The organism is Shimia sp. NS0008-38b (genome assembly GCF_040370365.1).
GTDB lineage: Bacteria > Pseudomonadota > Alphaproteobacteria > Rhodobacterales > Rhodobacteraceae > Shimia.
The window spans coordinates 1,175,848-1,200,982 of the sequence record NZ_BAABWQ010000002.1 but is presented as its reverse complement, the minus strand read 5'-3'; the positions used below and the strand labels follow the sequence as shown (position 1 = coordinate 1,200,982).

The following is a 25,135-nucleotide window of genomic DNA, read 5'->3' as shown; positions in this document are numbered from 1 at the left end:
CGGCTGCGGGGAATTTTTTGCGAAGCAGAGAGTTCGGAAACGAGAAAAGGCGCCCCCAAAGGCGCGCCATCTCATAGCTTTGTGATATGTCACTACTGCTTCGTTACGGTTTTCCAACCGCCATCTTTCACAACCGAGATCACGATCTCATCGGCCCCTCGATGATCCTCTGGCCCATAGGTGATCTGTGAACCGGACAACTCATCGAGATAGTCCAGTGTCTCCATCGCCGTGATGAAGCTTTCATGTGTCAAATCCGGGCCCGCCGCTTCCAACGCACGCACCAATGTGTCCGCTGCAGAGTAGCCAAGCATCGCAAATCCAGAGGCTGGCTGATCAAACTTCGCGTTGTAGTCAGCGATAAATTTCCCGGGAACGGGATCACCGGCACGCTCGTACAAATCCTGCCAGCCTGATGCCGCATAAAGCCCGTCGGTTACGCCACCGGGCACCATGGCCACCGGTTCAAGGAACCCTGCGGATGTGTTGAGAAACTTAACATCGGTCCATCCAAGTTTCTTGGCGGTGCCGACAACCGTAATTCCCTGACGCACGCCCAGCGCCATGGTGATGATGTCACATCCTGCCGCTTTATGTTTGCCAAGCGAGCCGACAAAATCCAATTCATCAGGTTTGTGTGTGGTTTCACTGCCCATGGTCAGGCCCATCGCCTCAGCGACGTCAGCCGTGGATTCCGCAATCTCCTTACCGAAATCCGACGGAATATACATGGTGCAGATCTCTTGTGCGCCAAATTCCTCAGCCAAGTATTTGGCCCCGACTTGCACCTGATCATAGTAGCTCGAGAAGCCGATGAACTTATTGTCGATGGGCTCTTGCAACATCTGACGCGCAGCCGAAAGCGGACCTACGTTTGGAATACCTTTGGGATCAAGCAGCTTAAACCCAGCCACATTCATCGGCGTGCCAAGACTTAACAACATGGCAAAGACCTTGTCGCGATTCAAAAGCTTGTTGTAGCCCTGCATCGCACGCGGAATCTGGTACCCGTTGTCCTCCACAACAAACCGGATCTGCCGCCCATGCACGCCCCCTTCTGCATTGGCTTCTTCAAAGCGCATATTGGCGCCGTTGACAGCCGGAACGCCGACCGCTGCGAAAATACCAGACAGGTCGTTGACCGATCCGATCACCACCTCACCATCGCTCACGCCTTGTGTGTCAGCCCAGGCATGGGACGCGAGCGCCGCCGCGCCAGTCGCCAATGCAGTCATCAAATGTCTCATGATTTCCTCCGGTTTAAATGTGGTCTCCAGCCACGTGAAATAGAGCTTAGTACATGTCCTCAATCAGAGCCGCGTGTTTCCTTTCAACAAAACTGCGCCTGAGTTTCATAGTGGCTGTTAGTTCCTCATCCTCAGCAGTGAGCAACACATTGATAAGGCGGAAATCTTTGATCTGTTCCACCCGTGCGAAGGCTCTGTTCACCTCCTCAACTTCTGCTTGGATCAGGTCTACCACGTCCGGCGCCGCGCAAAGAGAGGCGAAATCGGAAAACGGCACCTTGCGCTCCTGTGCATATTTCTCGACATTTTCCTGATCAATCATGATCAGGCAGCTCAGATATTTGCGGCCATCTCCGATCACCACAGCGTCAGAAACGTAATGGCTGAACTTAAGTCTGCTTTCGATTTCCGCCGGGGTGATGTTCTTGCCGCCTGCGGTGATGATGATGTCTTTCAGCCGCCCGGTGATGGTCAGAAACCCATCGTCGTCCAGCTCACCAACGTCACCCGTGCGCAACCACCCGTCGTCCGTAAATGTTTCTGCGGTCTTCTCGTTGTTGCGCCAATATCCTTGGAAATTGTTCAACCCATTGGTCTGAATTTCGCCGTCATCAGCAATCCGGATGTCAAAGCCGGGAACCGCTTTGCCCACGGTCCCAATTTTGTTGGAATCCAGCACATTGATCGATGCCAGACCAGCGTTCTCGGTCATGCCATAGCCTTCAAGCAGTTGCACACCGATCGCCCAATACCAGCGGATCAGTTCCGGTGATATGGGCGCAGCCCCCGTGCCACCCCGGCGCATTTTGTCCATGCCCAGCATCCGGCGCAGATTGCGCAAAACCAAAAAATCCCAAACCATATAAGTGACCTGTGTCACAACCGGCACGGGTTGGCCTTCAAGCAGATAGTCAGCGCGCTTCAGCCCCGCTTTCACCGCCAAGCCAAAGGCAATTCGACCAATCGGTGTCGCTTCTTGCGCCAGCAGCAACACACGGGAATAGATTTTCTCCCACACGCGCGGAACAGCGGTGAAATGCGCAGGGGACACCTCTTGGAGGTTGTCAAACACGGTCTCAGTGCTTTCGGCGAAGTTGACCGTCGCCTTTCCGGCGATCGGAAAATAAACCGACACGTTGCGCTCCAAAATATGACAGAGCGGCAAAAAACAAAGCTGTTCGTCTGTGTCTTGGGTTGGCAGGGCATGGGCACCAGACACACAAGCGGAGATCACATTCTCCTGACTGAGCATCGCGCCTTTTGGCATGCCGGTGGTGCCAGACGTGTAGATCAACAAGCCTGTGTCTTCGGGTTGCGACTTTTTGATTTCCGCCTCAAACAACCCGGGGTGTTCCGCTTCAAACGCCCGCCCCGTGTCATATAGATCATCGATGAACACACATTTCTCATGCCGCAGGTCGTGCAACCCATCCTGATCCAGAATGATCACCTTTTCCACATGTCCAGCCTGGGCTTCGATCTCCAGAAACTTGTCGAGCTGCTCATCGTTTTCAACGAACAAAAACCGACTGCCGCTGTCGCGCAAAAGGTATTCCAATTGGCGGGCGCTGTCGGTTGTATAAACACCGCTTGCAATCCCACCCACACATTGAATGCCCATGTCGGCATAAAGCCATTCTTTGCGATCTTCAGACAGAATTGAGACGACCTCGCCGCGTTTCAATCCCAAAGCGCGCAAGCCAAGGCCAATCCATTTTGCGTGTGTCCAATAGTCCCGCCACGAATAACTTTGCCAAATACCGAGGTCTTTCTCGCGGTGCGCGGTGTGCTCACCCAGCTGTTCGCAGCGTTTTTGAAACAGGCCGACAACGGTGTCACAGCCATCGACCAATGCGGGTCTCTCTCCGGGTGTCTCGGACACAACCACACCGTTGATCTGAACTTGCTTGGGCGGCTGCGAGCTATCGTAAATGTTCATGCCTACGCCTCCCTCAACGCCACGTCTTTTTGCGTTTCCAACGCCGCTCACCGCGCGCGCCGTCTTCCTGATGGCCGAGATAGAACGCTTTGATATCTTCGCTCTCCTTCAACCGCTCGGCGGTGTCGTCCATCACGATGCGACCCACTTCCATGACATAACCAACATCCGCCAGCTCCAGCGCCACCTTGGCGTTTTGCTCCACCAACATCATGGTCACGCCTTCGTCTTTGTTGAGACGTTTGAGGATGGCGAAAATCTCCTGAACCAACAAAGGCGACAGTCCCAGTGACGGTTCATCCAAAAGCATGATCTTAGGCCGCAACATCAGCCCGCGTCCAATCGCAAGCATCTGCTGCTGACCACCAGACAAGGTGCCCGCCTCTTGATGGCGGCGCTCGGCCAAAATCGGAAAATAGTCAAAAACCATCTCTCGGTCTTTTTCGATTTCGGCTTTATCAGAACGCGTATAGGCCCCAAGCGAAAGGTTTTCATCCACCGTCAAAAGCGGGAAGACCTCGCGGCCCTCTGGAACGTGCACAATGCCGCTTTGCACCACGCGGTGGGGCTCCATACCTTGGATTTCACGGCCCTCAAACACCACCTGCCCCTTCTCTGGATCCATGATCCCCGAGATGGTTTTAAGCAACGTCGATTTGCCGGCACCATTTGCGCCCAGGACGGTCACCACCTGACCTTTCTGCACCTGTAACGACACGCCTCGAATGGCCATGATCGGACCATAGAAACTCTCGATGTTTTGGATATCCAACACGGGTTCGCTCATCATGCCGCCCCCGCACCTAAGTAGGCTTCAATCACTGCGGGGTTTGACTGCACTTGTTGCGGGGTGCCTTCGGCCAATTTGGCACCGTCAGCCAGTGCAAGCACGCGGTCTGACACGCCGGACACCAATCCCATGTCGTGCTCCACCATCAAAACGGTGATGCCCATCTGTTTGCGAATGTCGTCAATCCACCAGCGCATGTCCTGGGTTTCTTCCACCGACAGCCCAGATGCGGGTTCATCCAACAGCAACAGGCGTGGCCCGGACGCCAAAGCGCGCCCCAACTCAACAACTTTGCGCACACCATAGGGAAGTCCGGCAATCATTTTGTCGCGATAGGGCTGCAGGTCCAGAAAATCGATGACTTCCTCAACCGCTTCGCGGTGGCGTTTTTCTTCGCGGCGCACCTTGGAAGTAAACAGCATCTCCTGCACCAGATTGGTGGTGCGATGCCGATGCCGCCCCACTAAGAGGTTTTGCAACACCGTGGCATGATCAAAAAGCTCGATATTCTGAAACGTGCGGGCAATGCCAAGATCCGCGACGGAATCTGCTGTGCGATCCAGAAGGTTGGTGCCATCGAAGGTTATCGACCCGGCATCGGGGTCGTAGAACCGAGAGATTAAATTGAAGACTGTGGATTTCCCGGCTCCATTGGGACCAACGATGGCGTAAACTTCCCCCTCCTTAACGCTGAAAGTCAGGTCGTTTACAGCCACAACGCCACCAAATTTAAGCGTCGCATTGTTGATGTTCAGCAACGTGCTCATCGCAAACGCTCCGTCTTCAGATAGCTCTTCTGACGCTTGAACATGTCTTTGCGCGCAAAGGGGAACAGCTCAAACCACACGCGGATCTTCATCCATCGGCCATAGATCCCCATCGGTTCAAACAGAATGAACAGGATCAGGATCATACCAAACACCCCGGTTTCCAGTCCCGGAATGGCCACCGATCCGCCACCAACAACATCTTTCGCCATCGACAAGAACTGCGGCAGGAAGGCCACGACAACCGCCCCGAAAAACGCCCCATGGATCGACCCCAGCCCGCCAATCACAATCATCATCAGCAAGGTGATAGAAATCACGAGCGAAAACGTCTCGTTGTTGAAAGCCCCGGCGTAAAACCCCATAAGCGCGCCCGCCAAACCGGTGATGGCGCAGGAAATTCCAAACGCTGCCGCTTTGGTGCGCGCGATGTGCACGCCCATTGCCGTTGCTGAGACTTCGCTGTCTCGCACCGCCGCAAAGGCCCGACCTAACGGAGAGCGTAGAACATTGCGATAGGCCAGCGTGCACAGGATGGTGATCGCCAGAACCAGCCAATAAAATCTGTCAGGTGTGGTCCAACGTTCTATTTCGATTCCAAAGATGGTGATCATCGGGGCAAATTTTCCGGACACACCATCGGTGATCGGCTCCATCAGCACGATGATATCGTCCGCCAAAACTGACAGCGCAATTGTTGCAATCGCGAGATAAATGCCATGAAGGCGAATTGCCGGAATCGCAATAATTGTGCCCACAACCCCGGTCAGAATGCCCGCCAAAGGGAAGGCCACAAGAAACGGCAGTCCTTGCTCCATGAAGATGATGCAAGAGTAGCAGCCCAAAGCAAGAAAGGCCGCATGGCCAAGGCTCGCTTGTCCGGTTTGACCGGTCAGCATCATCAAACCCAAGCCCGCGATGGCCCAGATCAAAACATTGGTCACTTCCCCCAGGAAGAAATCATCCATCAGCCACGGCAACAGAACAGCCACCACAATGAGTGCGGCGTAAACAAGAAAACTCCACCGGTCGGGAAACAGCCGGATGTCATGGTCATAGGAGGTTTTGAAATGAATGCGCATGACATCAGACCTTCTTGATCCGGACCTGTGAAAACAGGCCGTGAGGACGGAACACCAGCACCAACAACAAGAGCGTGTACGGTGCGATCTGGCTATAACCAGCGGGGAAGTAACGAGAGGCAAAGGGTTCGATCACCCCCACGATCAGCCCCCCCATCAGCGCACCGGGCAGCGATCCAAACCCGCCAATCACGGCAGCAGCAAACGCTTTGATGCCAAGCAGCCCGGCATTGGGATCAATTGCACCTTTGGAGGCAAACAAGATGCCGGCCACCGCGGCCACCGCGCCGGACAATCCCCAAATCATTCCTTGCACCTGTTTCACGGGGATTCCCATGAAATACGCAGCCATTTGGTTCTGGCTTGCGGCCTGCATGGCCAAGCCCAATTTGGTTCTCTGAAAAAACTGATACAGGAAGAAGGTCAGCAGCACCGTCACCACGATCACCGCCACGTCTGCCATTCCCAACACCACGCCGCCGACATTAAAATCCCCAATCGCCAGCGGACTTTCCAAAGTCTGAGGCTCGTGGCTCCAGATCGCGCCAGCGACAAAGCGGATGACAAAGCCCAAAGCGATGGTCAAAATCACCACCGCAGTTTGGCTTTGCCCAAACAAACGTCGCAGGATGAAGAAATCCAGCAAGTACCCCAGCGCCGCCATGATGGCGATGGCCAGTGGCGCAGCGATCCAAAACGGCAGCCCGATGTAGTGCGCGTTTGTAAGCCCCAAACACACAAAGGCGCCCAGCATCATAAAATCGCCTTGGGCGAAGTTCACTTGTTCGGTCGCTTTGTAGATCAGCACAAAGCCAAGCGCGATCAGGCCGTATACACAGCCATTCGCAAGCCCGCTGACGAGCAGTTGCACAACTTCCAATCTAACCTCCCGTACCGGAATTCTCCCGTTCTCCGGTAAGATCAGTGTTCGGAGCAATTGCTAATGCGTCAAGTCTCGCCTGCCTCTAAGCGCACAAACCTCCGTTACGTCACCTTTGCAAATCCATACGGAACCGTATGTAAAAGCCTTCAACGCCAATGTGATGCTGCGCCGCCGCAAAACGGATGGGCTCAGTTACAGTGGGATTTCGAACATTAAAGGCGGAGTAGGCCGCTTCAAATAAATGAAAAAAGGGACCAAGGCCTTCGTTGTCCCCAGAGAATACACCCCAGAAAGCTTAAAGCACCGGAAGGGCATTCAGGAGGTTTTGGTCGAATGTTGCTGTTTAGATTTCACGGTACAAGCTGGGAGGCCAAGGGCTGTGGCCAGCAAAGCAGCCCCGCTGACCGCGCAGCTTCGCGCAACGTCGACCGGCGCATCTGCGGGGCGCGTTTTGCGCCGGCCTGTTGTGTTTTGGGCCAAGTATCCCCGCCGGAGGCATCCAACAGACGCCACCGGCAAACCATTTGGCGATCGAGCGTTAGCCCAAGAGACCTTCTTGGCGGAACAGTTCTTTGATGTTCGCCTCTGGACGTGCCCCGTAGTGGCTGATCACTTCTGCGGCCGCGATACAGCCCATACGACCAGACACTTCAAGCGATTGGCCCGTGGCCACACCATACAAAAATCCACACGCAAACTGGTCGCCCGCCCCGGTGGCATCAACCGGCACGATCTCTTTCACCGGAACGACGGCTTGCTCCTGACCGCGCAGCAGAACCACATCTTGGCCAGAGCGTGTGCAGACCACCATGCCCGAATCCTGAGAGGCCTGCTCCAGTGCGCTGCTCAGATCGGTTTCGTAGAGAGACGCCCATTCGTGCTCATTGCCGATCACAAAATCGAGCTCTTTGACCAGCCGACGGAAATCATCTCTATGGCGCTCCACACAGAAGGGATCAGACAGGGCAATCCCCGCCATCCCGCCGCCATCACGGCACAGTTTCGCAGCGCACTCAAAGGCCTCTTTGCCTTTGGGCTTATCGTAGAGGTAGCCTTCCAAAAACAAGAGTTGCGCGTTACCGGCAACATCATCTGACACATCTTCAGGACCCACTTCGGACGACACGCCCAGATAAGTGTTCATCGAACGCTCCCCATCCGGAGAGACAAAAATCATCGACCGCGATGTCGGCAACGCGCCATCTGCGACAAGTGGGTTCACAAAATCGGTGCCGTCTGACTGCATTTCATTGGCGTAGAATTGCCCCAATGCATCGTCGCTGACCCGTCCAATAAACCCTGTGGACAGGCCAAGCGCACCGAGCCCTGCAAGGGTGTTGGCCACAGAGCCGCCTGGCGCTTGAGTTCGATTTGTCATCGCACCATAGAGCATTTCACCACGCTCTTTTTCCACCAGCTGCATGATGCCCTTCTGAATGCCCATAAGGTCCAGAAAACTGTCATCAGACTGGCTGATAACGTCAACAACTGCATTGCCTATGCCAACAACCTGATATTGTTTCATAAATTTTTGTCCTCAAACTGACAGAGATCGCGGATGAGGCAGTTGCCGCACATAGGTTTGCGCGCCTTACAGACATAACGTCCGTGCAGGATCATCCAATGATGGGCGTGGAGTTGGAAATCCACGGGAATATGGTCTTCGATGGCGCGTTCCACGGCAACGACGTCTTTGCCCGGACACACACCAGAGCGGTTGCCAAACCGATAGATATGCGTGTCTACGGCTTGGGCCGGATACCGCCACCACATGTTGAGCACCACATTGGCGGTCTTGCGCCCCACCCCAGGCAGGCTCTCCAGAGCCGCACGGGAATTGGGCACCTCACCTTGATAGTCTTCGACCAAAATGCGGCTGAGCTTGATCACGTTTTTGGCTTTGTTGCGATACAGGCCAATCGTTTTGATGTGTTCAATCAACTGCTCTTCGCCCAGATCGAGCATTTTTTGCGGCGTGTCCGCCACTTTGAAGAGCGCGTTGGTGGCACGGTTCACGCCCACATCTGTTGCCTGCGCCGACAGCGCAACCGCCACCACCAATGTGTACACATTGACGTGGTCCAGTTCCCCTTTCGGTTCGGCTTCTGCTGCCTCAAACCGGGAAAAGATCTCCCGGATGGTGTGGTAATCAAGTTGCTTTGCCATCCATGTCGTTTTGCACCGGGGACGGGTGCGAGACAAGCCCGTTACGCAGAAGAATTCACCGCACCTTTTGCACCCTCATGCCTGTGTGCAATCGGCCAACTGCCCGTAGAAGATGAATGCATTGGCAAGCGCCTCGATTCTCAGCGATTCCTTTTTCTGCACTGCAGCGGGCAGAATTGCCGTGTGACAGCGCTGCAACACCGCAGAACTGCCAGTGCCCCTAAATCACTGCAAAAATCCTTGATTTTGCACCGCCGCATTGATGAAAGCGGCTGCTGGCATCGGAACGACAACCGCCTCAACTCCTACATCTAGAAGCGTTCCAAAATGATGTCTTTTAATATTATTTACAATCACTTAACGCCCTGTGGATAGATTCTTTTTTGTAAATGCCTGAGTCAAGATCGAAGTTCAGTTGCTCGTTTGAGCGCCAAATTGCTAGGTTCTGTGAGCGATTCACTTCGCCTTGGGGGGGACAGACGCCGACACACTATGGCTAGGCCATAAGAGGCGACTGCATTGGCTGCACAACGATGTGGCCTTGTGGTTGTCTGAGTGTTTACCTGTTCCAACATATCTGCGCTTGCGCATTCTAATACACTCAACCGGGGAAAAGGGACCCCCGGACCAGTTGAGTTTTGCGGAATTTGTAGCGGATCGACCCCTTTGGTGATGTGACTATGGGACAAATTATCGACCGGGCTTAGCTCGGCAAGACTAGACGTTTGAAGGAATACGGGGACAAATGACCGACGAAAAATGGGGCGACATTCGGCAAGATATTTTGAAGACGGTGGGCCAGAACAATTTTAAGACCTGGATAGAGCCCGTCGATTTTTCTGATTTGAAAGGTGGCGTCGCGACGTTTCACGTGCCGACCAACTTTATTGGAAACTACGTTTCACAGAACTACGGCGACCTGATCATGCATCAGTTTAATCAGGCTGGCGCCTCAGTTCAGAGAGTGCAATTCAAAGTTGCTTCGACCCCACACCGCGCAGCACCAACACCCGCTGCCGCACCACAGACCCCTGTGCGTCAAGACAACACCGCCTCGGCAACCGAGACCGAAATGACCGGTGCGCCGTTGGATGCGCGTTTCACCTTTGACAGCTTTGTCGTCGGCAAACCCAACGAACTGGCAAATGCCGCCGCGCGTCGTGTGGCCGAAGGCGGGCCAGTGACGTTTAATCCACTGTTCTTGTATGGTGGCGTGGGCTTGGGCAAAACCCACCTCATGCACGCCATCGCTTGGGAGCTTCAGGCCCAACGCCCTGACCTGAATGTGCTCTACCTTTCCGCTGAACAGTTTATGTATCGGTTTGTTCAAGCTCTGCGAGACCGTAAGATGATGGACTTCAAGGAATTGTTCCGTTCTGTCGACGTGCTGATGGTCGACGATGTACAGTTCATCGCAGGCAAAGACAGCACGCAGGAGGAGTTCTTTCACACCTTCAACGCACTGGTCGATCAGAACAAACAAATCATCATTTCCGCGGATCGCGCGCCCGGTGAAATCAAAGACTTGGAAGACCGCATCAAAAGCCGCTTGCAATGTGGTCTGGTCGTGGATCTGCACCCAACCGACTATGAACTGCGTCTGGGTATCTTGCAGAACAAAGTGGACACCTATCGTCAACAGTACCCGGAGCTACAGCTCGCTGACGGCGTTCTGGAGTTCCTTGCACATCGCATTTCCACCAACGTGCGTGTGCTTGAAGGGGCGCTGACCCGCCTGTTTGCCTTCGCATCATTGGTCGGACGCGAAATCACTATGGAACTGACACAGGATTGCCTGTCGGACGTTCTGCGCGCATCTGAGCGTAAGATTTCAGTTGAAGAAATTCAGCGCAAAGTCGCAGAGCACTACAACATTCGCTTGTCTGACATGATCGGCCCAAAACGTGTGCGCACTTTTGCACGTCCACGTCAGGTGGCGATGTATCTCTGCAAACAGCTGACCTCGCGCAGCCTGCCCGAGATTGGCCGCCGCTTTGGTGGACGGGACCACACCACGGTGATGCATGGCGTGAGACGCATTGAAGAACTGCGCAGCTCTGATGGTCAGATTGCAGAAGATCTGGAGATGCTGCGCCGCGCGCTTGAAGCCTAAAACAGGTAAGGCACGGGGCAAAATCGCAAAAATCGTGACCAAAACGCCGCGTCGCACGGATGCGGTGTTTTCAATTGGGCGCTTGGCGCTTGACGCTCCTTGCGAAGTAATCGACAAACCTATGAAAAGACTTGTGCTGGTGCGGCGAATGGCTAACGTGGCTGTCCCGGCTATCGGAGGGTGATGGGATGAAAATCAGTATCGAACGCGCCGTGCTGCTCAAAGCGGTCAGCCAAGCGCAATCCGTTGTGGAACGCCGCAACACCATTCCAATCCTCGCCAATGTGCTGATTGAAGCCGAAGGTGACACGGTTCAGTTTCGAGCCACAGACCTCGACATTGAAGTCGTCGATAAGGCCAACGCCATGGTCGAGCGTGCCGGAGCCACCACCGTGGCCGCCACAACACTACATGAGATTGTGCGAAAGCTGCCAGATGGTGCGCTGGTCACATTGACAGACGACAGCACCGCAGGGCGTTTGACCGTCGAAGCGGGCCGCTCAAACTTCTCGCTGGCCACCCTGCCACGCGAAGACTTTCCGGTGATGGCCTCCTCCGAATACTCGTCAAATTTCGCAGCTCCGGCCCCGGCCTTGCGCCGGCTGTTTGACAAGTCCAAGTTTGCGATCTCCACTGAGGAAACCCGCTACTATCTGAATGGCGTCTATCTGCATGTGTCAGATGGAGAGGACGGCAAAGTTCTGCGTGCGGTGGCCACCGATGGGCACCGTTTGGCGCGCATTGACACCGACCTGCCAGAGGGCGCCGCAGATATGCCCGGCGTGATTGTCCCCCGTAAGACCGTGGGCGAGCTGCGCAAGCTTCTGGATGATGATGAGATGGAAATCGCCGTTTCGGTGAGTGAGACCAAAGTGCGCTTTGCGACCCCAGACATCACACTGACCTCCAAAGTGATCGACGGCACCTTCCCTGACTACACACGTGTTATTCCACAAGGCAACACCCGCAAGCTGGAAGTGGACGCCGCAGAATTCGCCAAAGCGGTGGACCGTGTGGCCACAGTGTCATCAGAACGCTCGCGCGCTGTAAAGCTGCAGCTGGATGAAGACCGCTTGGTCTTGTCAGTGAATTCCCCCGATAGCGGTGCCGCCGAAGAAGAAGTGGTTGTGGCATATAATGACGAGCGTCTTGAGATTGGCTTTAACGCCAAATATCTGCTGGAGATCGCCAGTCAGGTGGACCGCGAAAACGCGGTGTTTATGTTCAACTCTGCAGGTGACCCGACATTGATGCGCGAAGGCAGCGACACCAGTGCTGTGTATGTTGTCATGCCGATGCGGGTCTGATCGGCTGTCGCCGATGCCTGCGGCGCAGGTATTTTGCCCAGTAAGAAGACGGGCGCATGTCTGAGCTGTTTCTAGAGTCTTTGAGCTTGTCACATTTCAGGTCCCACATACGGGGATCGCTGACATGTGATGGGCGCCCTGTTGCCTTGTTTGGACCCAATGGCGCGGGCAAGACCAATGTCCTTGAAGCTGTGTCGTTGTTCTCGCCCGGCCGTGGAATTCGCCGCGCCAGTGCAGAAGATATGACACGTCGCCCTGAAGCGATTGGATGGAAACTGTCGGGCCTGCTGCACTCCGGGCAGACGGCCTATGAAATCGACATCCGCTCTGAGGCGGGGGCTGCGCGTCAAGTGCACATCGACAGCAAGGCGGCGGCACAGGTGCAGCTTGGGCGTTTGGCCCGGGTGTTGTGGTTGGTCCCGGCAATGGATCGGCTGTGGATTGAAGGTGCCGAAGGACGGCGGCGATTTCTGGATCGCATGACGCTGAGCTTTTATCCCGAACATGCTGAGGCATCTCTGACCTATGAAAAGGCCATGCGCGAGCGCAATCGCTTGCTCAAGGAGCAGATCAGCGACAGCCATTGGTATGGCGCGCTGGAGCGGCAGATGGCGGAGCACGGAGCGCGCATTCACAAGGCGCGCGAAACCACTGTCGAACGACTTTTGGATGCGCAGGCTGCCGCCGAAACCGCCTTTCCCGTGGCGGAACTGGAGCTGATGCAAACGGAAGGCAGCATGCCAAATACCGAGAGTGACCTGCTCGAAGCTTTGGCCGAGAGCCGGTTTCGCGATATTGCCGCCGGGCGCAGCCTTGTGGGCCCACATCGCACCGATATGATTGGCACCTTTCGCGCCAAAGGCATCCCGGCCAAAGACTGCTCCACCGGCGAGCAAAAGGCGCTGTTGGTGTCTTTGATCCTCGCCAATGCGCGCGCGCTCAAAGAGGATCTGGGAGCGGCGCCGATCCTGCTGCTGGATGAGGTTGCCGCACATCTTGATCCAGACCGCCGCGCCGCGCTTTATGATGAGATTTGTGCGCTTGGGGCGCAAGCTTGGATGACTGGCACTGAGGCCAGCCTGTTTGATGCCATTGGCACGCGCGCGCAATATGTCGAAGTGACCGAGGAAAGCGGCATTTCCGCGCTGTCGGCGCGGGGCTAAGCCCCTTTTCTTCAATCGCAAAAATCCGCCTCATTTGCGTGACATCCCCGGCCAAACCCGATATAAAATTCGGAAATGAAAAAGGGCGACATGAATGTCTGACAACGCGCAGAACACCGAGCAATATGGCGCGGATTCCATTAAAGTTCTCAAAGGCTTAGAAGCGGTCCGGAAACGTCCGGGCATGTACATCGGTGACACCGATGACGGGTCTGGTCTGCATCATATGGTGTACGAGGTCGTAGACAACGGTATTGACGAGGCCCTGGCCAACCACGCCGACCACGTGCGCGTGAAAATTCACGCCGACAGTTCCGTGTCTGTTTTTGACAACGGCCGCGGTATTCCGGTCGATATTCACCCCGAAGAGGGCGTGTCTGCGGCCGAGGTCATCATGACCCAACTGCATGCCGGCGGCAAGTTTGACAGCAACTCCTACAAAGTGTCCGGCGGTCTGCATGGTGTGGGTGTGTCGGTTGTGAACGCCCTGTCTGTCTGGCTGGAGCTGCGAATCTGGCGCAACGGCAAAGAGCACTATGCCAAGTTTGAGCACGGCGATTGCACCGAGCATTTGCGTGTGGTGCAAGAGTGCCCCGAAGATGAGACCGGCACCGAGGTGCGGTTCATGGCCTCCACCGAGACGTTTTCCAATCTCGAATACTCGTTTGAGACACTGGAAAAACGCCTGCGTGAGCTTGCCTTCCTGAACTCTGGCGTGCGCATTATTCTTGAGGATGAGCGCCCCGCAGAGGCCTTGCGCACCGAGCTTTTCTACGACGGTGGTGTGAACGAATTTGTGAAATACATCGACCGTCATAAGACCCCTCTGATGGAGGCGCCGATCTATGTGAAAGGCGAAAAAGATGACATCGGGGTCGAGGTTGGCATGTGGTGGAACGACAGTTACCACGAAAATGTGCTGCCATTTACCAACAACATCCCACAGCGCGACGGCGGCACACATATTGCTGGTTTCCGGGGTGCGCTGACCCGTGCGTTGCAGAAATACGCACAGGAGAGTGGTGTTGCCAAAAAGGAGAAGATCACCTTCACCGGGGATGATGCGCGCGAGGGTTTGACCTGTGTGCTTTCGGTGAAAGTGCCCGATCCAAAGTTCTCCTCTCAGACCAAAGACAAGCTGGTGAGTTCAGAGGTGCGTCCGGCGGTCGAAAGCCTGATGAACGAAAAACTGACCGAGTGGTTTGGCGAGAACCCACAGACCGCCAAAATGATTGTCTCCAAGATTCTCGAAGCCGCTCATGCGCGCGAAGCAGCGCGCAAAGCACGTGAATTGACCCGCCGCAAAACCGCGATGGATGTGAATTTCTTGGCAGGCAAACTCAAAGACTGTGCCGAGAAAGACCCGTCCAAAACCGAAGTCTTCTTGGTGGAGGGGGATTCCGCTGGAGGATCCGCTCAGACAGGGCGCAACCGGATGACACAGGCCATTTTGCCCCTGCGTGGTAAAATCCTGAACGTGGAGCGTGCCCGTTTCGACCGGATGCTGGGCTCCCAAGAGATCGGCAACCTTGTGATGGCGCTTGGCACCGGCATTGGCCGCGACGAGTTCAACCTCGACAAGTTGCGCTACCACAAAGTGGTGATCATGACTGATGCGGACGTCGATGGCGCCCACATCCGTACCCTGCTGTTGACATTCTTCTATCGTCAGATGCCTGAACTGATCGAAATGGGGCACCTCTATATTGCACAGCCACCACTGTACAAAGTGGCGCGCGGCAAGTCTGAGGTCTATCTGAAGGATCAGGCGGCTCTGGATGATTACCTGATCAATCAGGGCATCGATGGCGCGGTGCTGAAACTGGGCAACGGCATGGAAATGACCGGTCAGGATCTGGCGCGTGTTGTGAACGAAGCACGCCAGCTGAAGCAGGTTCTGGACGCCTTCCCGACCCATTACCCGCGCCACATTCTGGAACAAGCCGCCATTGCCGGTGCCTTTGTGCCCGGCGCAGTGGACAGCGACCTGCAAGGCGTGGCCGACAAGGTTGCGGCGCGCCTGAACCTGATTGCGCTAGAATATGAGCAAGGCTGGGCCGGTCGCATCACGCAAGACCACGGCATTCGTTTGGCGCGTATTCTGCGCGGTGTTGAGGAAGTGCGCACATTGGATGGCCCCATGCTGCGCTCTGGCGAAGCGCGCAAATCAGGCAGCTTTACCGAGAGCCTGCAAGAGGTCTACGGCGAGACCGCCACCTTGATCCGCAAAGACCGCACGCAGCTCATCCATGGCCCGCTCGATCTGTTGACCGCCATCCTGTCAGAAGGCGAAAAGGGGCTGTCACTTCAGCGCTACAAAGGTTTGGGCGAAATGAACCCAGATCAGCTTTGGGAAACCACCTTGGACCCAGATGCCCGCACGCTTTTGCAGGTGAAGGTCGAAGACATGGCCGGCGCCGATGATCTCTTCACCAAGCTCATGGGGGATGTTGTCGAACCGCGTCGCGACTTTATTCAGAAAAACGCGCTCAGCGTGGAAAATCTCGACTTCTAGGGACAACACCGAATTGAAGACCTCAAAAGCCCGGTCCGTTTTGGCCGGGCTTTTTGCTGGCAGCTCTCAAAAATCAAACGTCATCTGCAAATGTGCCGTGCGGCCAGTGATGGCCTCCACGGTTTTGGCCAGACGTGCCTCCGCCTTCACAACCACTTCGGCTGCGGCCCGGGCATCTTCGCCTGCATCATGGTGGTGAAACTCAAGCCCCAGCGCCGATTTGAGATGCGCCAACCCATGCCCGCCATTGCCCTTAAATTCCGGCCAAGCTTTGCGCGCAATCTTCACACTGTCCGCCCAAATCAGGCGCGACGAGGGCAACCCCGCCACCTGACAGGCTGCGTTGATCGCCTTCTCATCAAACCCACTGTGTTGCACAATCAACTGTCCCGACAACAATGGCTCCAAGACCCGCCAGGCTTGCGAAAATGTGGGCGCGCCCCGCACCGTTGATGCGCTGATCCCAGTGAGCTCTGTGTTGAACGGAGCAAACGCTTCTTGCGGATCAATGAAGGTCGCAAAGGTCTCCATGGTGTCATCCATCCGCACGCAGGCCAGACCAATCTGGCTGATGCTGCTACGGTTGGCGTTGGCGGTTTCCACATCCAGCGCGATGAACCGGAACAATCCGGTCGGCAAAGGGGCGTCAGGCAGAAACATTTTGGCCTCCAAGTGCAGGCAGGCCATTGAAGAAAGCAGTTGTCGTCATGAGATCCTTGGCGTCAGTCGAGTGTTCAATTTAGGCGAAGACTGCCACAGATAACAGAGACAAACCGCGGGCATTTGGCGGCCTGAGAGACGATCACGTCAAACATATTGACCGTTGCCTCACCGCTTGGGATACATCCTGCGTGACACAGCTCTCCACATTCCATAGCGGCATTGCGCTGCGTCTGTTCTCAGCGTTTCTGATGACCGCCATGTCCGCAGTGGTACACGCCGCCGCTGACAGCGCGTCATTGGCGCAACTGGTCTTTTTTCGCTCGGCGGTCGCCCTGTTGCCCATTGTGCTCTACATGCTTTGGCAAAGTGATTTCCCGCGCGCGCTCACCACCAAACACCCCGGCCTGCATGTCACCCGCAGCCTATTTGGCGTGTTCTCAATGGCCATGTCGTTCCTGTCGCTGACTTATTTGTCGGTTTCAAACGCACAGGCACTGGCCTATTTGACTCCAGTTTTGGTTCTCCCTCTGGCCGCCATCCTGTTGGGGGAGCGCCTGACCCGGATCACCTTTGTCGCGATTGGTCTTGGGTTTGGCGGAGCAATGCTTTTGATGTGGGATGCGCTGTCCGTGCCAACCGAGCTGGGCTATATCGGCGTCGCTGCCGGGTTGGCCTATGCGGGCACCATGGCCTTTGTCCGCGTCCACACAAAAACCATGACCAAAACCGAAAGTGCCACAACAATCGCGTTTTACTTCGCCGTTGTGGCGGCTTTTGTGGGTTTGGTCTGCTTGCCATTCAACTGGCAACCACTGGATCTGGCCACACTCTCTTGGTTGATACTTGCAGGTCTCATCGGCGGTGTTGGCCACATCGTGTCAAACGAAGCTGTGGCCCGTGCCCCTGTCAGCACCCTGGCCCCGTTTGACTACACCGGGCTGATTTGGGCCCTGGGTTTTGATGTGATCCTCTTTGCGGTCTGGCCCGGTGCTTTGGGTCTCTGGGGTATCTGCGCCATCACCAGCGCGGCGTTGATCGTGGCCTTTTCGGGCGCACCAAGACGCCCCCCCAAAAAGGAAAAAAGCCGCCTCAAATCCTGAGACGGCTTTTCTCGTTTCATTCTCTGTTGCTTAGGCTGGAGCGGCCACGGCTGCGGCCTTTTCCCGGCGCTCTTGGCCGGCAAAAAAGACCAGATAGAACACCGGCGCTGCAATCAACGTCAGCACCGTCGCAAAAGCCAGCCCCCCCATGATGGTGATCGCCATCGACACAAAGAACGCATCACTCAACAGCGGTGCCATCCCAAGAATCGTGGTCACCGCCGCCAGCAGAACCGGACGCAAACGCGACACGCTCGCCGTGACAATCGCCTCACGCAGCGGCAGACCCTCTTTGCGCACAAAGTCGATCTCCTCCACCAAAACAATGCCGTTCTTGATCAACATGCCTGACAAGCTGAGCAAACCCAGCAGCGCGGTAAAGGTGAACGGCATATCGGTGGCCAACAGACCAAGCGCCACGCCGTTGACCGACATCGGCACCAGCAACCAGATGATGATTGGCTGACGCACTGCATTAAACAGCAGCACCGAAATCAGCACCATGATCAACAGGCTAAGCGGCAACTGCGCACCAAGACTGGCCTGCGCGTCACCGGAGGTCTCAAGCTCGCCGCCCCATTCCATCGTATAGCCGACCGGAATTGGCATCGCCTCAATCGCAGCGGTCACCTCTGCTTGCACCTGCGCGGCCGTCAGATTGGGGTTAATGTCCGCCCCCACGGAGATCGTTGCGACGCGATCCCGGCGGTGCAACAGCGTGTTTTGCGTTTCATGCACAAACCCATCCACCATCTGTTCGACAGGCAGAAAGCTGTTGGCCGTTGAGGAATAGACCAGTTGATCAAGCAAGCCGTATTCACCCTCTGCCGGGCGACGAATGATGATCGGAATCAAACGCTCGTTTTCACGGAACACCCCAGTTGGGCTGCCATCTGTCGAGAACTGCAGCATCGCTGCCAAGTCCTCACGGTTGACCCCCGCCGTCTGCGCTCTCTCCGTGGCATACAGCGGTTTGATCACCACTTCTTGCTCACGCCAATCTGTGCGCACACTGATGATGTTATCAGAGGCTTCTTTCAGCAAACGCTCTGTCTGAGACGCAAGCTGGCGCAGCACCACCGGATCAACACCGGAAAGCCGCACTTGGATCGGATCGCCACCGCCGGGGCCAAAGACCAGCCGTTTGGTGCGAAACTCCCCTTCCGGCAACTGCGCCGCAGCAAAGGCCTCTAGGTCAGCCTGAAGCGGCGGAATGAGGTCCAAGTTTTCCGTCCGGATGATCATATGACCATAGCTGGGATTGGCTGGCTCCGCATTGTACGTCAACAAGAACCGTGTCGCACCTTGTCCCACTACGGTGGCGTAATCGACCACATCGTCGCGCTTCGCCAACCACTCTTCGATCACTTCTAAATGTGCCGAAGTTGTTGTGATTGGCGTGCCTTGTGGCAGTTTGTAGTTCACAAAGAACAGCGGCGTGTTGCTGTTTGGGAAGAACTGTTGCTTCACCATGCCAAAGCCTGCGTAACAGGCGACAGTCACGGCCAGAAGCCCCGGGATCACCAGCCACCGCATCTTCAGCGCCAACCGCAAGGTTCCTCCATACATTCGGAAGATCAAGCCGCCATACGCGTCAGCGCCATCGCCATCCCCCTGTTTAAACAGATAGTGGCCCAACAACGGGGTCACTGTAAGCGCCAGAACCCAACTCAACAGCAGCGAAATGCCAATCACGGCAAACAGCGAGAATAAGAATTCGCCGGTTGCATCTGGGCTCAACCCGATCCCGGCAAACGCCATAATCCCAATGATGGTCGCCCCCAAAAGCGGGATCTGCGTCTTGCCTGCAGCCTCATCAGCGGCATCCCGTGAGGTTTTTCCGCGATGCATGGAAATTTGCATGCCCTCCGCGACAACAATCGCGTTGTCCACCAACATGCCCATCGCAATGATCAAAGCGCCTAGAGAGATCCGCTCCATTTCAATGGAGAACATGCCCATAAATAGGAACGTGCCCACCACCGTCAGAAAAAGAGTCGTTCCCACAACCACGGCGGCACGCCACCCCATGAACACGGCCAACACAGCCACCACAATGGCCACTGACATTGCAAGGTTGACCAAGAAATCGTTGGACGCTTTGTCCACCACAAGGTGCTGTTGATAAATTGGCAGCAGCTCAACGCCCGCAGGAATGTCCCCTTGCATTGATGCCAGCTTGGCGTCGACGCGATTGCCCACTTCCACGATGTTTTCGGTGGCAATCCCTGCCACCCCCAGTGTGAAGGCCTCATCACCATTGAACCGGATGATCTGACGGGGATCACGCACACGTTCACGAACGACATTTGCCATATCGATAAGGTTCACAACGTGGCCGCTTTGCCCCAATGACAGCCCCGCAATCTCATTGACCGAGTTTGATCCGTCCGGGCGCATGATGCGGGTTTTGTATCCCTCTGCGGTGATTGAACCGGCGGAGGACACTGAGTCTGCATTGGCAATCGCATTGGCAATCGCGGTGAGCGAGATGTTTTGGTTCACCGACAAAGCCAAATCAGGTTCTACAAAAATCGCTTCTTCCGGCAGACCTTGGATTTCTACATCCGCCACCCCGTCGACCGTCAGGAACTCTCGCCGCAGGAATGTGGCCAGCTCATGCTTTTCAGCGTCCGAATATCCTTCGGCAGTCACCGCAAAAAAGATGCCAAACACATCACCAAAGGTGTCATTCACCTGAGGCGCATCGACGCCAGATGGCAAGTTACGCGCCGCATCACCGACCCGGGCCCGCAACCGCGTCCAGATATCTTTCAACTCGTCACCGCCGTAGGTCGACTTGATGTGCACATTGATCCGGGACCGGCCTGGTTGATTGGTGGAGGTGATAAAGTCGATCTCCTCCATCTTTTGGATGGCAGATTCCAACGGTTCGGAGACCTCAATCGCCACCTGCGCAGCCGTGGCCCCGGGGTAGCTGGTGGTCACAACCGCCTGTTTGATGGTGAAGGCTGGATCTTCCAGCCGCCCCAAGTTTAAGAAACTGATCGCTCCGCCAAACAGAAAGATCAGAACAATCAACCAAGTGTAAATTGGTCGATCAATCGACCCGCGCGCAATATTGGGCATTGTTTTCGACCTCAGTTTCCAAAGCCAACAAAGCGGCGCACTGTCTGACCGTCAGTCAGCGTGCCTCCACCCGTCAACACCACTTCGTCACCATCGTTTAGACCAGATGTGACACGCAGCTTTCCAGCCAATGCAGGTTCGGTGGCGACGGGAACCCATGTAACCGCCCCCTCTGTGCCGCCAACCGGATCAAAGCGCATCACGCCGATGGCGCCAGCGTCGTTGATCACAATCGCCGTGGCTGGCAACAAAATGCCCGTTGAAGGTTCTGATGCCTTGACCGAAACGGTGACCGACGACCCCGGAAGGATCACACGGTCTTCTGGCGGCGCCATCCAAAAGGTGATCCGAAAGGTCTGACCAATACTGGATGTCTCAGCATCAAATTCACGCACCTTCAGCACATGCTCTTCATCACTGCCCGGGAACTTGGCCGTGATGGTCACGTTTGGATCCCGATCCGCCCGCTGAAACAGGATTTCTGGCACATCGACTTCGATGTGCAATTCGCTCAAATCATGAATACGCACCACAGGTGTACCGCTGGAAACCGTGGAGAAAATCTCGACGTTTCGGCTGGACACCAGCGCATCAAACGGCGCAGTCAACGTGGCATGGTGCAGTGACCATTCCGCGTTACGCACTGCGATCTCTGCCAAAGACGCCGCGGTCTCCGCATCATCTAAAGTCACTTGGCTGACTGTGTTGCCGCGCAGCTTCTCCAACCGAAGCACCGTGCGATCCGCCTGGCCTTTTTGCAGACGCGCCTGATCCAATTGGAGCTCAAAAATCTCCTGATCAAGCTCGGCGATTGTATCGCCTTTCTTGATGTCATTGCCTTCAGTTACCCCAAACGCAATGATCTGTCCGGCCACTTGAAAGGCGAGATCAACGCTTTGCCGTGCTTTCACCTGTCCAAAAAACTGTCGCGAAAAAGCAACCGGGGCTTCTGTCACCTGCATCAGCTTAACCGGCTTGATGCTTGTGCCCTCAGTTTGCGCCGCAGCGGCGACGGCAAAGGTCATCATCGCCGCAAATGCACCAAAAAATCCAGCTCGTTTCATATTTACTCGTCCTCCATCAACCCGGCCTCTACGGCACCGGGCATGGCTTTGATTGCCAGATTGGCAAATTGGGGAATCTCTTCGGCATTCATGCCAGAAAAGCATCGAAATCGTGTGACCACTTCTGACATCACATACTCTCGCGCGGCTTCGCCTTCCGGGGTCAACTCCAAAAGCCAAGCACGTCGATCTAGGGGATCACGGGTGCGGCTAACAATGCCGCGGGTTTCCAAAACATCCGCAACAGGTGTCACCGCGGATGGCACACAAAACGTGTCATCAGCCAAAGCGCCCATACGTTTGGGCCGATCCAAAAACACCAACATCCGCTTCTCCATTTTGGAAAGCGGTGGATCAATATTGACATCTTCCAGCTCAGCTTCGATCTGGTTGAACAGTGCAAACACACCAATAATGGCTTTGAACTCTGGCGGCAGGTCCGTATTCGCAAACAGATCTTCAGACACAAGCGACTCCCTAAATTACTTCATCTTTAGAAACATCCATTTATAGAAGCATTTCGACACTGCAAGAGTTGACTGGAAAAAAATACGTCCAAGTGCAGGTAAAAATTTAACTTTTGCCCGCCCCACAGCCAATCGAGACCGATCCGATTTCGTTTAAAACCAGTGTTTATGATCTTTTTTCTTCGAATCTGACCAAAGCTTCCGCAAGGTCTTACCTATAAACTCTCGGCACAAATCTTTAATTAACGGCGGAGCGTTACGAGTCTCTTCTGAACTTAGAGAGTTGCGGCACCAATGACGGCAGTTTCCAATCATCAGCTCTTGCGTTGCAAAGACATCGAACGTGAAGAGTGCGATCTCCTGACGCAATACGCCAATGAGCGCCTGGCTGCCTTGTGGCGCCGGGTCGCGATCTATGCTTTGGGGTGGCTGCTGATCGTCGGACACACATCGTTGTTGTTTGGCACTTTGGCCACGGCCATCTTGTTGTTTGGGGAAGCCGTCGATTGTTTTGTGCTACGCCAAGTTCAACCCCGCCTGAATCGCGGTGATGACCTTGGGAAAGTGCGGCGTCTGGCTTACTTCTCCGGCATCCTTCAGGGTCTATCGATGGTGGGGACCTCAGTCTTCTATGTCCTGACCTTTGGAGAAGACAGCTCGATACTCGGCATTACGGCCGTGCTTGCGATGGGCGTCGTGAATGCCGCTTTGATACTGCCCACCAATCCTACCATAGCGATTTTCAAGCTTGTTCTTTTTGTCAGCACACCTGTGACTTTGCTGGTCTACAAACAAATCCGGTATAGCGCCACATCGGAGATCCAATACCCCGAGCTGATGGTGGTGCTCAGCATGGGTTTCATGTCGTTCTCGTTTGCCAAAGCGGCCCTTGAAAATTTCAGGCGAAATCGAGAGCTCAAACGCAGCCAGGTGGATTTATGCCTGGCGAACAAGAAGCTTGAGTCCCAGCAGAGGGAGCTGCAAAAACTCTCGATGGTGGCGCGCAAAACCAGCGATGCAGTCATATTGATGGACGCCGAACAAAACATCGAATGGGTCAACGACTCGTTCAGCAACCTGACGCAGATATCGGCAGACTGGGCGCTCGGACGCCCGTTCCATGAATTGTTGGCCTTGTCCAATGGCTGGAAAGGGTTTCAGGCATTGGTGGAAGAAGCTCTAAAACAGGGCGAGGCGCAGCGCGCCGAACTGCGCAACGAGGAGCCCAATGGCACTGTGCGTTGGGCTGATGTGCATCTGGTGCCCGTAAAGAGCGACGAAGGTATCGTCGATTTCTTTGTGACCATCGGCCGTGACACCTCTGCGATCAAAGAACACAGTGAAACCATGAAAGCAGCGCGGCTCTCAGCCGAAGACGCTGCAAAAACCAAAGCCGATTTTCTGGCCAGCATGAGCCATGAGATCCGCACGCCATTGACCGGTATCATTGGTATGGCGGATTTGTTGTCCGAAACTGAGCAAACGCCGGATCAAGTTGATTTCACGCAAACCATCTTGGGCTCTTCTCGCAGCCTGCTGACCATTTTGAACGACATTCTTGATCTGTCCAAAATGGAAGCTGGAAAGTTGGAAATAAATGCGACCGCGTTTGACACGCGTGCTTGCTTTGACGACACCATCCGCCTCCTGCAGCCGGCAGCCTTGGACAAAGGACTGTCACTCAACCTCACCTTTGATGCGCAGCTTTCGGATCAGCTGGTGGCCGACGATATCCGCCTACGTCAGATTCTCACCAACATCATTGGCAACGCCACAAAATTCACAGAACACGGGTCAATTGATGTTGATGTGTGGTGTACGCAAAAACAGCAAAAAGCCGGGGAGGCCCAGACACTTCTGCATTTTAGCGTGGAGGACACAGGTATCGGCATCCCCGAGAACAAGCTGTCGACCATTTTTGACGGGTTCTCACAGGCCGAAACATCCACCACGCGCCGGTTCGGGGGAACGGGACTGGGACTAACCATCTGTCAGGTGCTTGCACAAATGATGGGTGGCGGCATTGAGGTGGAGTCCACCTACGGAGCAGGGTCACGGTTCACGGTGTCTCTCCCTGTTGACGTGCCTGATAAAGACACGGTGGCTGCGGGCACCGGCGACCAAAATGGCGCGCCTGAGTACGACGCCATTGATCTTGTGGGGCTGGATGTTTTGGTCGCAGAGGACAATAAGACAAACCGGCTGTTGATCCGAAAATTCCTGGAACCGCTGCCTATTTCATTGCGGTTTGCCAATGATGGCTATGACGCGGTCGAAGCCACAATGACGACCCCGCCCGATGTAATTTTCATGGACATGTCCATGCCGAACATGAGCGGCATCGAAGCAACAGAGGCCATCCGTGCCAGCGACGTTGTACAACCTGCCATCATTGCTTTGACTGCCAATGCGTTTGAAAGCGAACGGCAGCTCTGCCTTGCCGCTGGTATGGATGATTTTCTGACCAAGCCAATCCGTCGGGCGGATCTGGTGATCAGTTTGCAGAAACAGGCCGCACGACGCATCCGTCAGACGTCGGCGGAAAAGTCTGCGCTGGAGGCCTGAAAGCGTCTCACCACAGGTCAGAGCCACGCCGTCATAAAGCCATCTGAGCGAGAGCTGAGCGCGTCTAACAACCCATGATCCGCACCGGGGTCAGGTTTTCAAAACAGTGTTGCAGAGTAAAACGGCGGAGATTCCCACCGTCCCCATCGTGGGAATGGGACTGAGTTGCTCACGTCCTCACCTGTTTCAGGATTGTCGTAAGAGGTCTTCGCAA

General features: G+C 55.3%; 18 protein-coding genes. 6 read left to right on the top strand and 12 right to left on the bottom strand.

The window, feature by feature from the left end; translation table 11 throughout:
* Positions 1-92: 92 nt before the first annotated feature.
* From ABWV47_RS11865 to nth, 8 genes are all read right to left on the bottom strand, one after another.
* Positions 93-1,247, bottom strand: a complete 1,155-nt coding sequence (locus tag ABWV47_RS11865) for an ABC transporter substrate-binding protein (protein ID WP_353311975.1) — start codon at positions 1,245-1,247, stop codon at positions 93-95.
* 46 nt (positions 1,248-1,293) lie between these two features.
* A complete protein-coding gene (locus ABWV47_RS11860) occupies positions 1,294-3,186 on the bottom strand; it encodes an AMP-dependent synthetase/ligase (RefSeq protein WP_353311973.1) in 1,893 nt (630 codons plus the stop codon).
* Between the two features lie 13 nt (positions 3,187-3,199).
* Positions 3,200-3,973 carry an ABC transporter ATP-binding protein gene (locus tag ABWV47_RS11855; RefSeq protein WP_353311971.1) on the bottom strand — a complete coding sequence of 258 codons (774 nt, stop codon included), beginning with the start codon at positions 3,971-3,973 and terminating at the stop codon, positions 3,200-3,202.
* Positions 3,973-4,743 (bottom strand): ABC transporter ATP-binding protein, encoded by a 771-nt coding sequence (locus tag ABWV47_RS11850; RefSeq protein WP_353311969.1) that lies wholly within the window; start codon positions 4,741-4,743, stop codon positions 3,973-3,975. Before ABWV47_RS11850 ends, ABWV47_RS11855 begins: the two co-directional genes overlap by 1 nt.
* A complete protein-coding gene (locus ABWV47_RS11845) occupies positions 4,740-5,825 on the bottom strand; it encodes a branched-chain amino acid ABC transporter permease (RefSeq protein ID WP_353311967.1) in 1,086 nt (361 codons plus the stop codon). Before ABWV47_RS11845 ends, ABWV47_RS11850 begins: the two co-directional genes overlap by 4 nt.
* A gap of 4 nt (positions 5,826-5,829) precedes the next feature.
* On the bottom strand, positions 5,830-6,705 hold the full coding sequence (locus ABWV47_RS11840; protein ID WP_353311965.1) for a branched-chain amino acid ABC transporter permease: 876 nt from the start codon (positions 6,703-6,705) through the stop codon (positions 5,830-5,832).
* A 541-nt stretch (positions 6,706-7,246) separates the two neighbouring features.
* A complete protein-coding gene (locus ABWV47_RS11835) occupies positions 7,247-8,233 on the bottom strand; it encodes an adenosine kinase (RefSeq protein ID WP_353311963.1) in 987 nt (328 codons plus the stop codon).
* The gene (gene nth, locus ABWV47_RS11830) at positions 8,230-8,874 is read right to left on the bottom strand and encodes an endonuclease III (protein WP_353311961.1); all 645 of its coding nucleotides are present in this window, start codon (positions 8,872-8,874) and stop codon (positions 8,230-8,232) included. Before nth ends, ABWV47_RS11835 begins: the two co-directional genes overlap by 4 nt.
* Before the next feature lie 745 nt (positions 8,875-9,619).
* Here nth and dnaA point away from each other — a divergent pair.
* From dnaA to gyrB, 4 genes are all read left to right on the top strand, one after another.
* Entirely contained in the window at positions 9,620-10,987 is a 1,368-nt protein-coding gene (dnaA, locus tag ABWV47_RS11825; RefSeq protein ID WP_353311959.1) for a chromosomal replication initiator protein DnaA, read from the top strand.
* Positions 10,988-11,175: 188 nt separating this feature from the next.
* Complete coding sequence (gene dnaN, locus ABWV47_RS11820; RefSeq protein ID WP_353311957.1) at positions 11,176-12,294, top strand: DNA polymerase III subunit beta; 1,119 nt, start codon at positions 11,176-11,178, stop codon at positions 12,292-12,294.
* A 56-nt stretch (positions 12,295-12,350) separates the two neighbouring features.
* Complete coding sequence (gene recF / locus ABWV47_RS11815) at positions 12,351-13,457, top strand: DNA replication/repair protein RecF (RefSeq protein ID WP_353311955.1); 1,107 nt, start codon at positions 12,351-12,353, stop codon at positions 13,455-13,457.
* A gap of 94 nt (positions 13,458-13,551) precedes the next feature.
* Positions 13,552-15,972: a DNA topoisomerase (ATP-hydrolyzing) subunit B gene (gene gyrB, locus ABWV47_RS11810; RefSeq protein WP_353311953.1), complete on the top strand. Its 2,421-nt coding sequence runs from the start codon at positions 13,552-13,554 to the stop codon at positions 15,970-15,972.
* A 66-nt stretch (positions 15,973-16,038) separates the two neighbouring features.
* Here gyrB and ABWV47_RS11805 read toward each other — a convergent pair whose 3' ends face one another.
* On the bottom strand, positions 16,039-16,632 hold the full coding sequence (locus tag ABWV47_RS11805) for a 3'-5' exonuclease (RefSeq protein WP_353311951.1): 594 nt from the start codon (positions 16,630-16,632) through the stop codon (positions 16,039-16,041).
* Positions 16,633-16,823: 191 nt separating this feature from the next.
* Here ABWV47_RS11805 and ABWV47_RS11800 point away from each other — a divergent pair, with 191 nt between their 5' ends.
* Positions 16,824-17,735: a DMT family transporter gene (locus ABWV47_RS11800; RefSeq protein ID WP_353311949.1), complete on the top strand. Its 912-nt coding sequence runs from the start codon at positions 16,824-16,826 to the stop codon at positions 17,733-17,735.
* A 30-nt stretch (positions 17,736-17,765) separates the two neighbouring features.
* Here ABWV47_RS11800 and ABWV47_RS11795 read toward each other — a convergent pair whose 3' ends face one another.
* From ABWV47_RS11795 to ABWV47_RS11785, 3 genes are read right to left on the bottom strand one after another with little or no spacing between them, the layout of a single operon-like run.
* On the bottom strand, positions 17,766-20,825 hold the full coding sequence (locus ABWV47_RS11795) for an efflux RND transporter permease subunit (protein ID WP_353311947.1): 3,060 nt from the start codon (positions 20,823-20,825) through the stop codon (positions 17,766-17,768).
* Between the two features lie 11 nt (positions 20,826-20,836).
* The gene (locus tag ABWV47_RS11790; protein ID WP_422062534.1) at positions 20,837-21,889 is read right to left on the bottom strand and encodes an efflux RND transporter periplasmic adaptor subunit; all 1,053 of its coding nucleotides are present in this window, start codon (positions 21,887-21,889) and stop codon (positions 20,837-20,839) included.
* Positions 21,890-21,891: 2 nt separating this feature from the next.
* On the bottom strand, positions 21,892-22,356 hold the full coding sequence (locus ABWV47_RS11785; RefSeq protein WP_353311945.1) for a MarR family winged helix-turn-helix transcriptional regulator: 465 nt from the start codon (positions 22,354-22,356) through the stop codon (positions 21,892-21,894).
* Positions 22,357-22,650: 294 nt separating this feature from the next.
* Between ABWV47_RS11785 and ABWV47_RS11780 the strand changes: the two genes are divergently transcribed.
* Positions 22,651-24,921 (top strand): PAS domain-containing hybrid sensor histidine kinase/response regulator, encoded by a 2,271-nt coding sequence (locus ABWV47_RS11780; RefSeq protein WP_353311943.1) that lies wholly within the window; start codon positions 22,651-22,653, stop codon positions 24,919-24,921.
* The last annotated feature ends 214 nt before the right edge of the window (positions 24,922-25,135 follow it).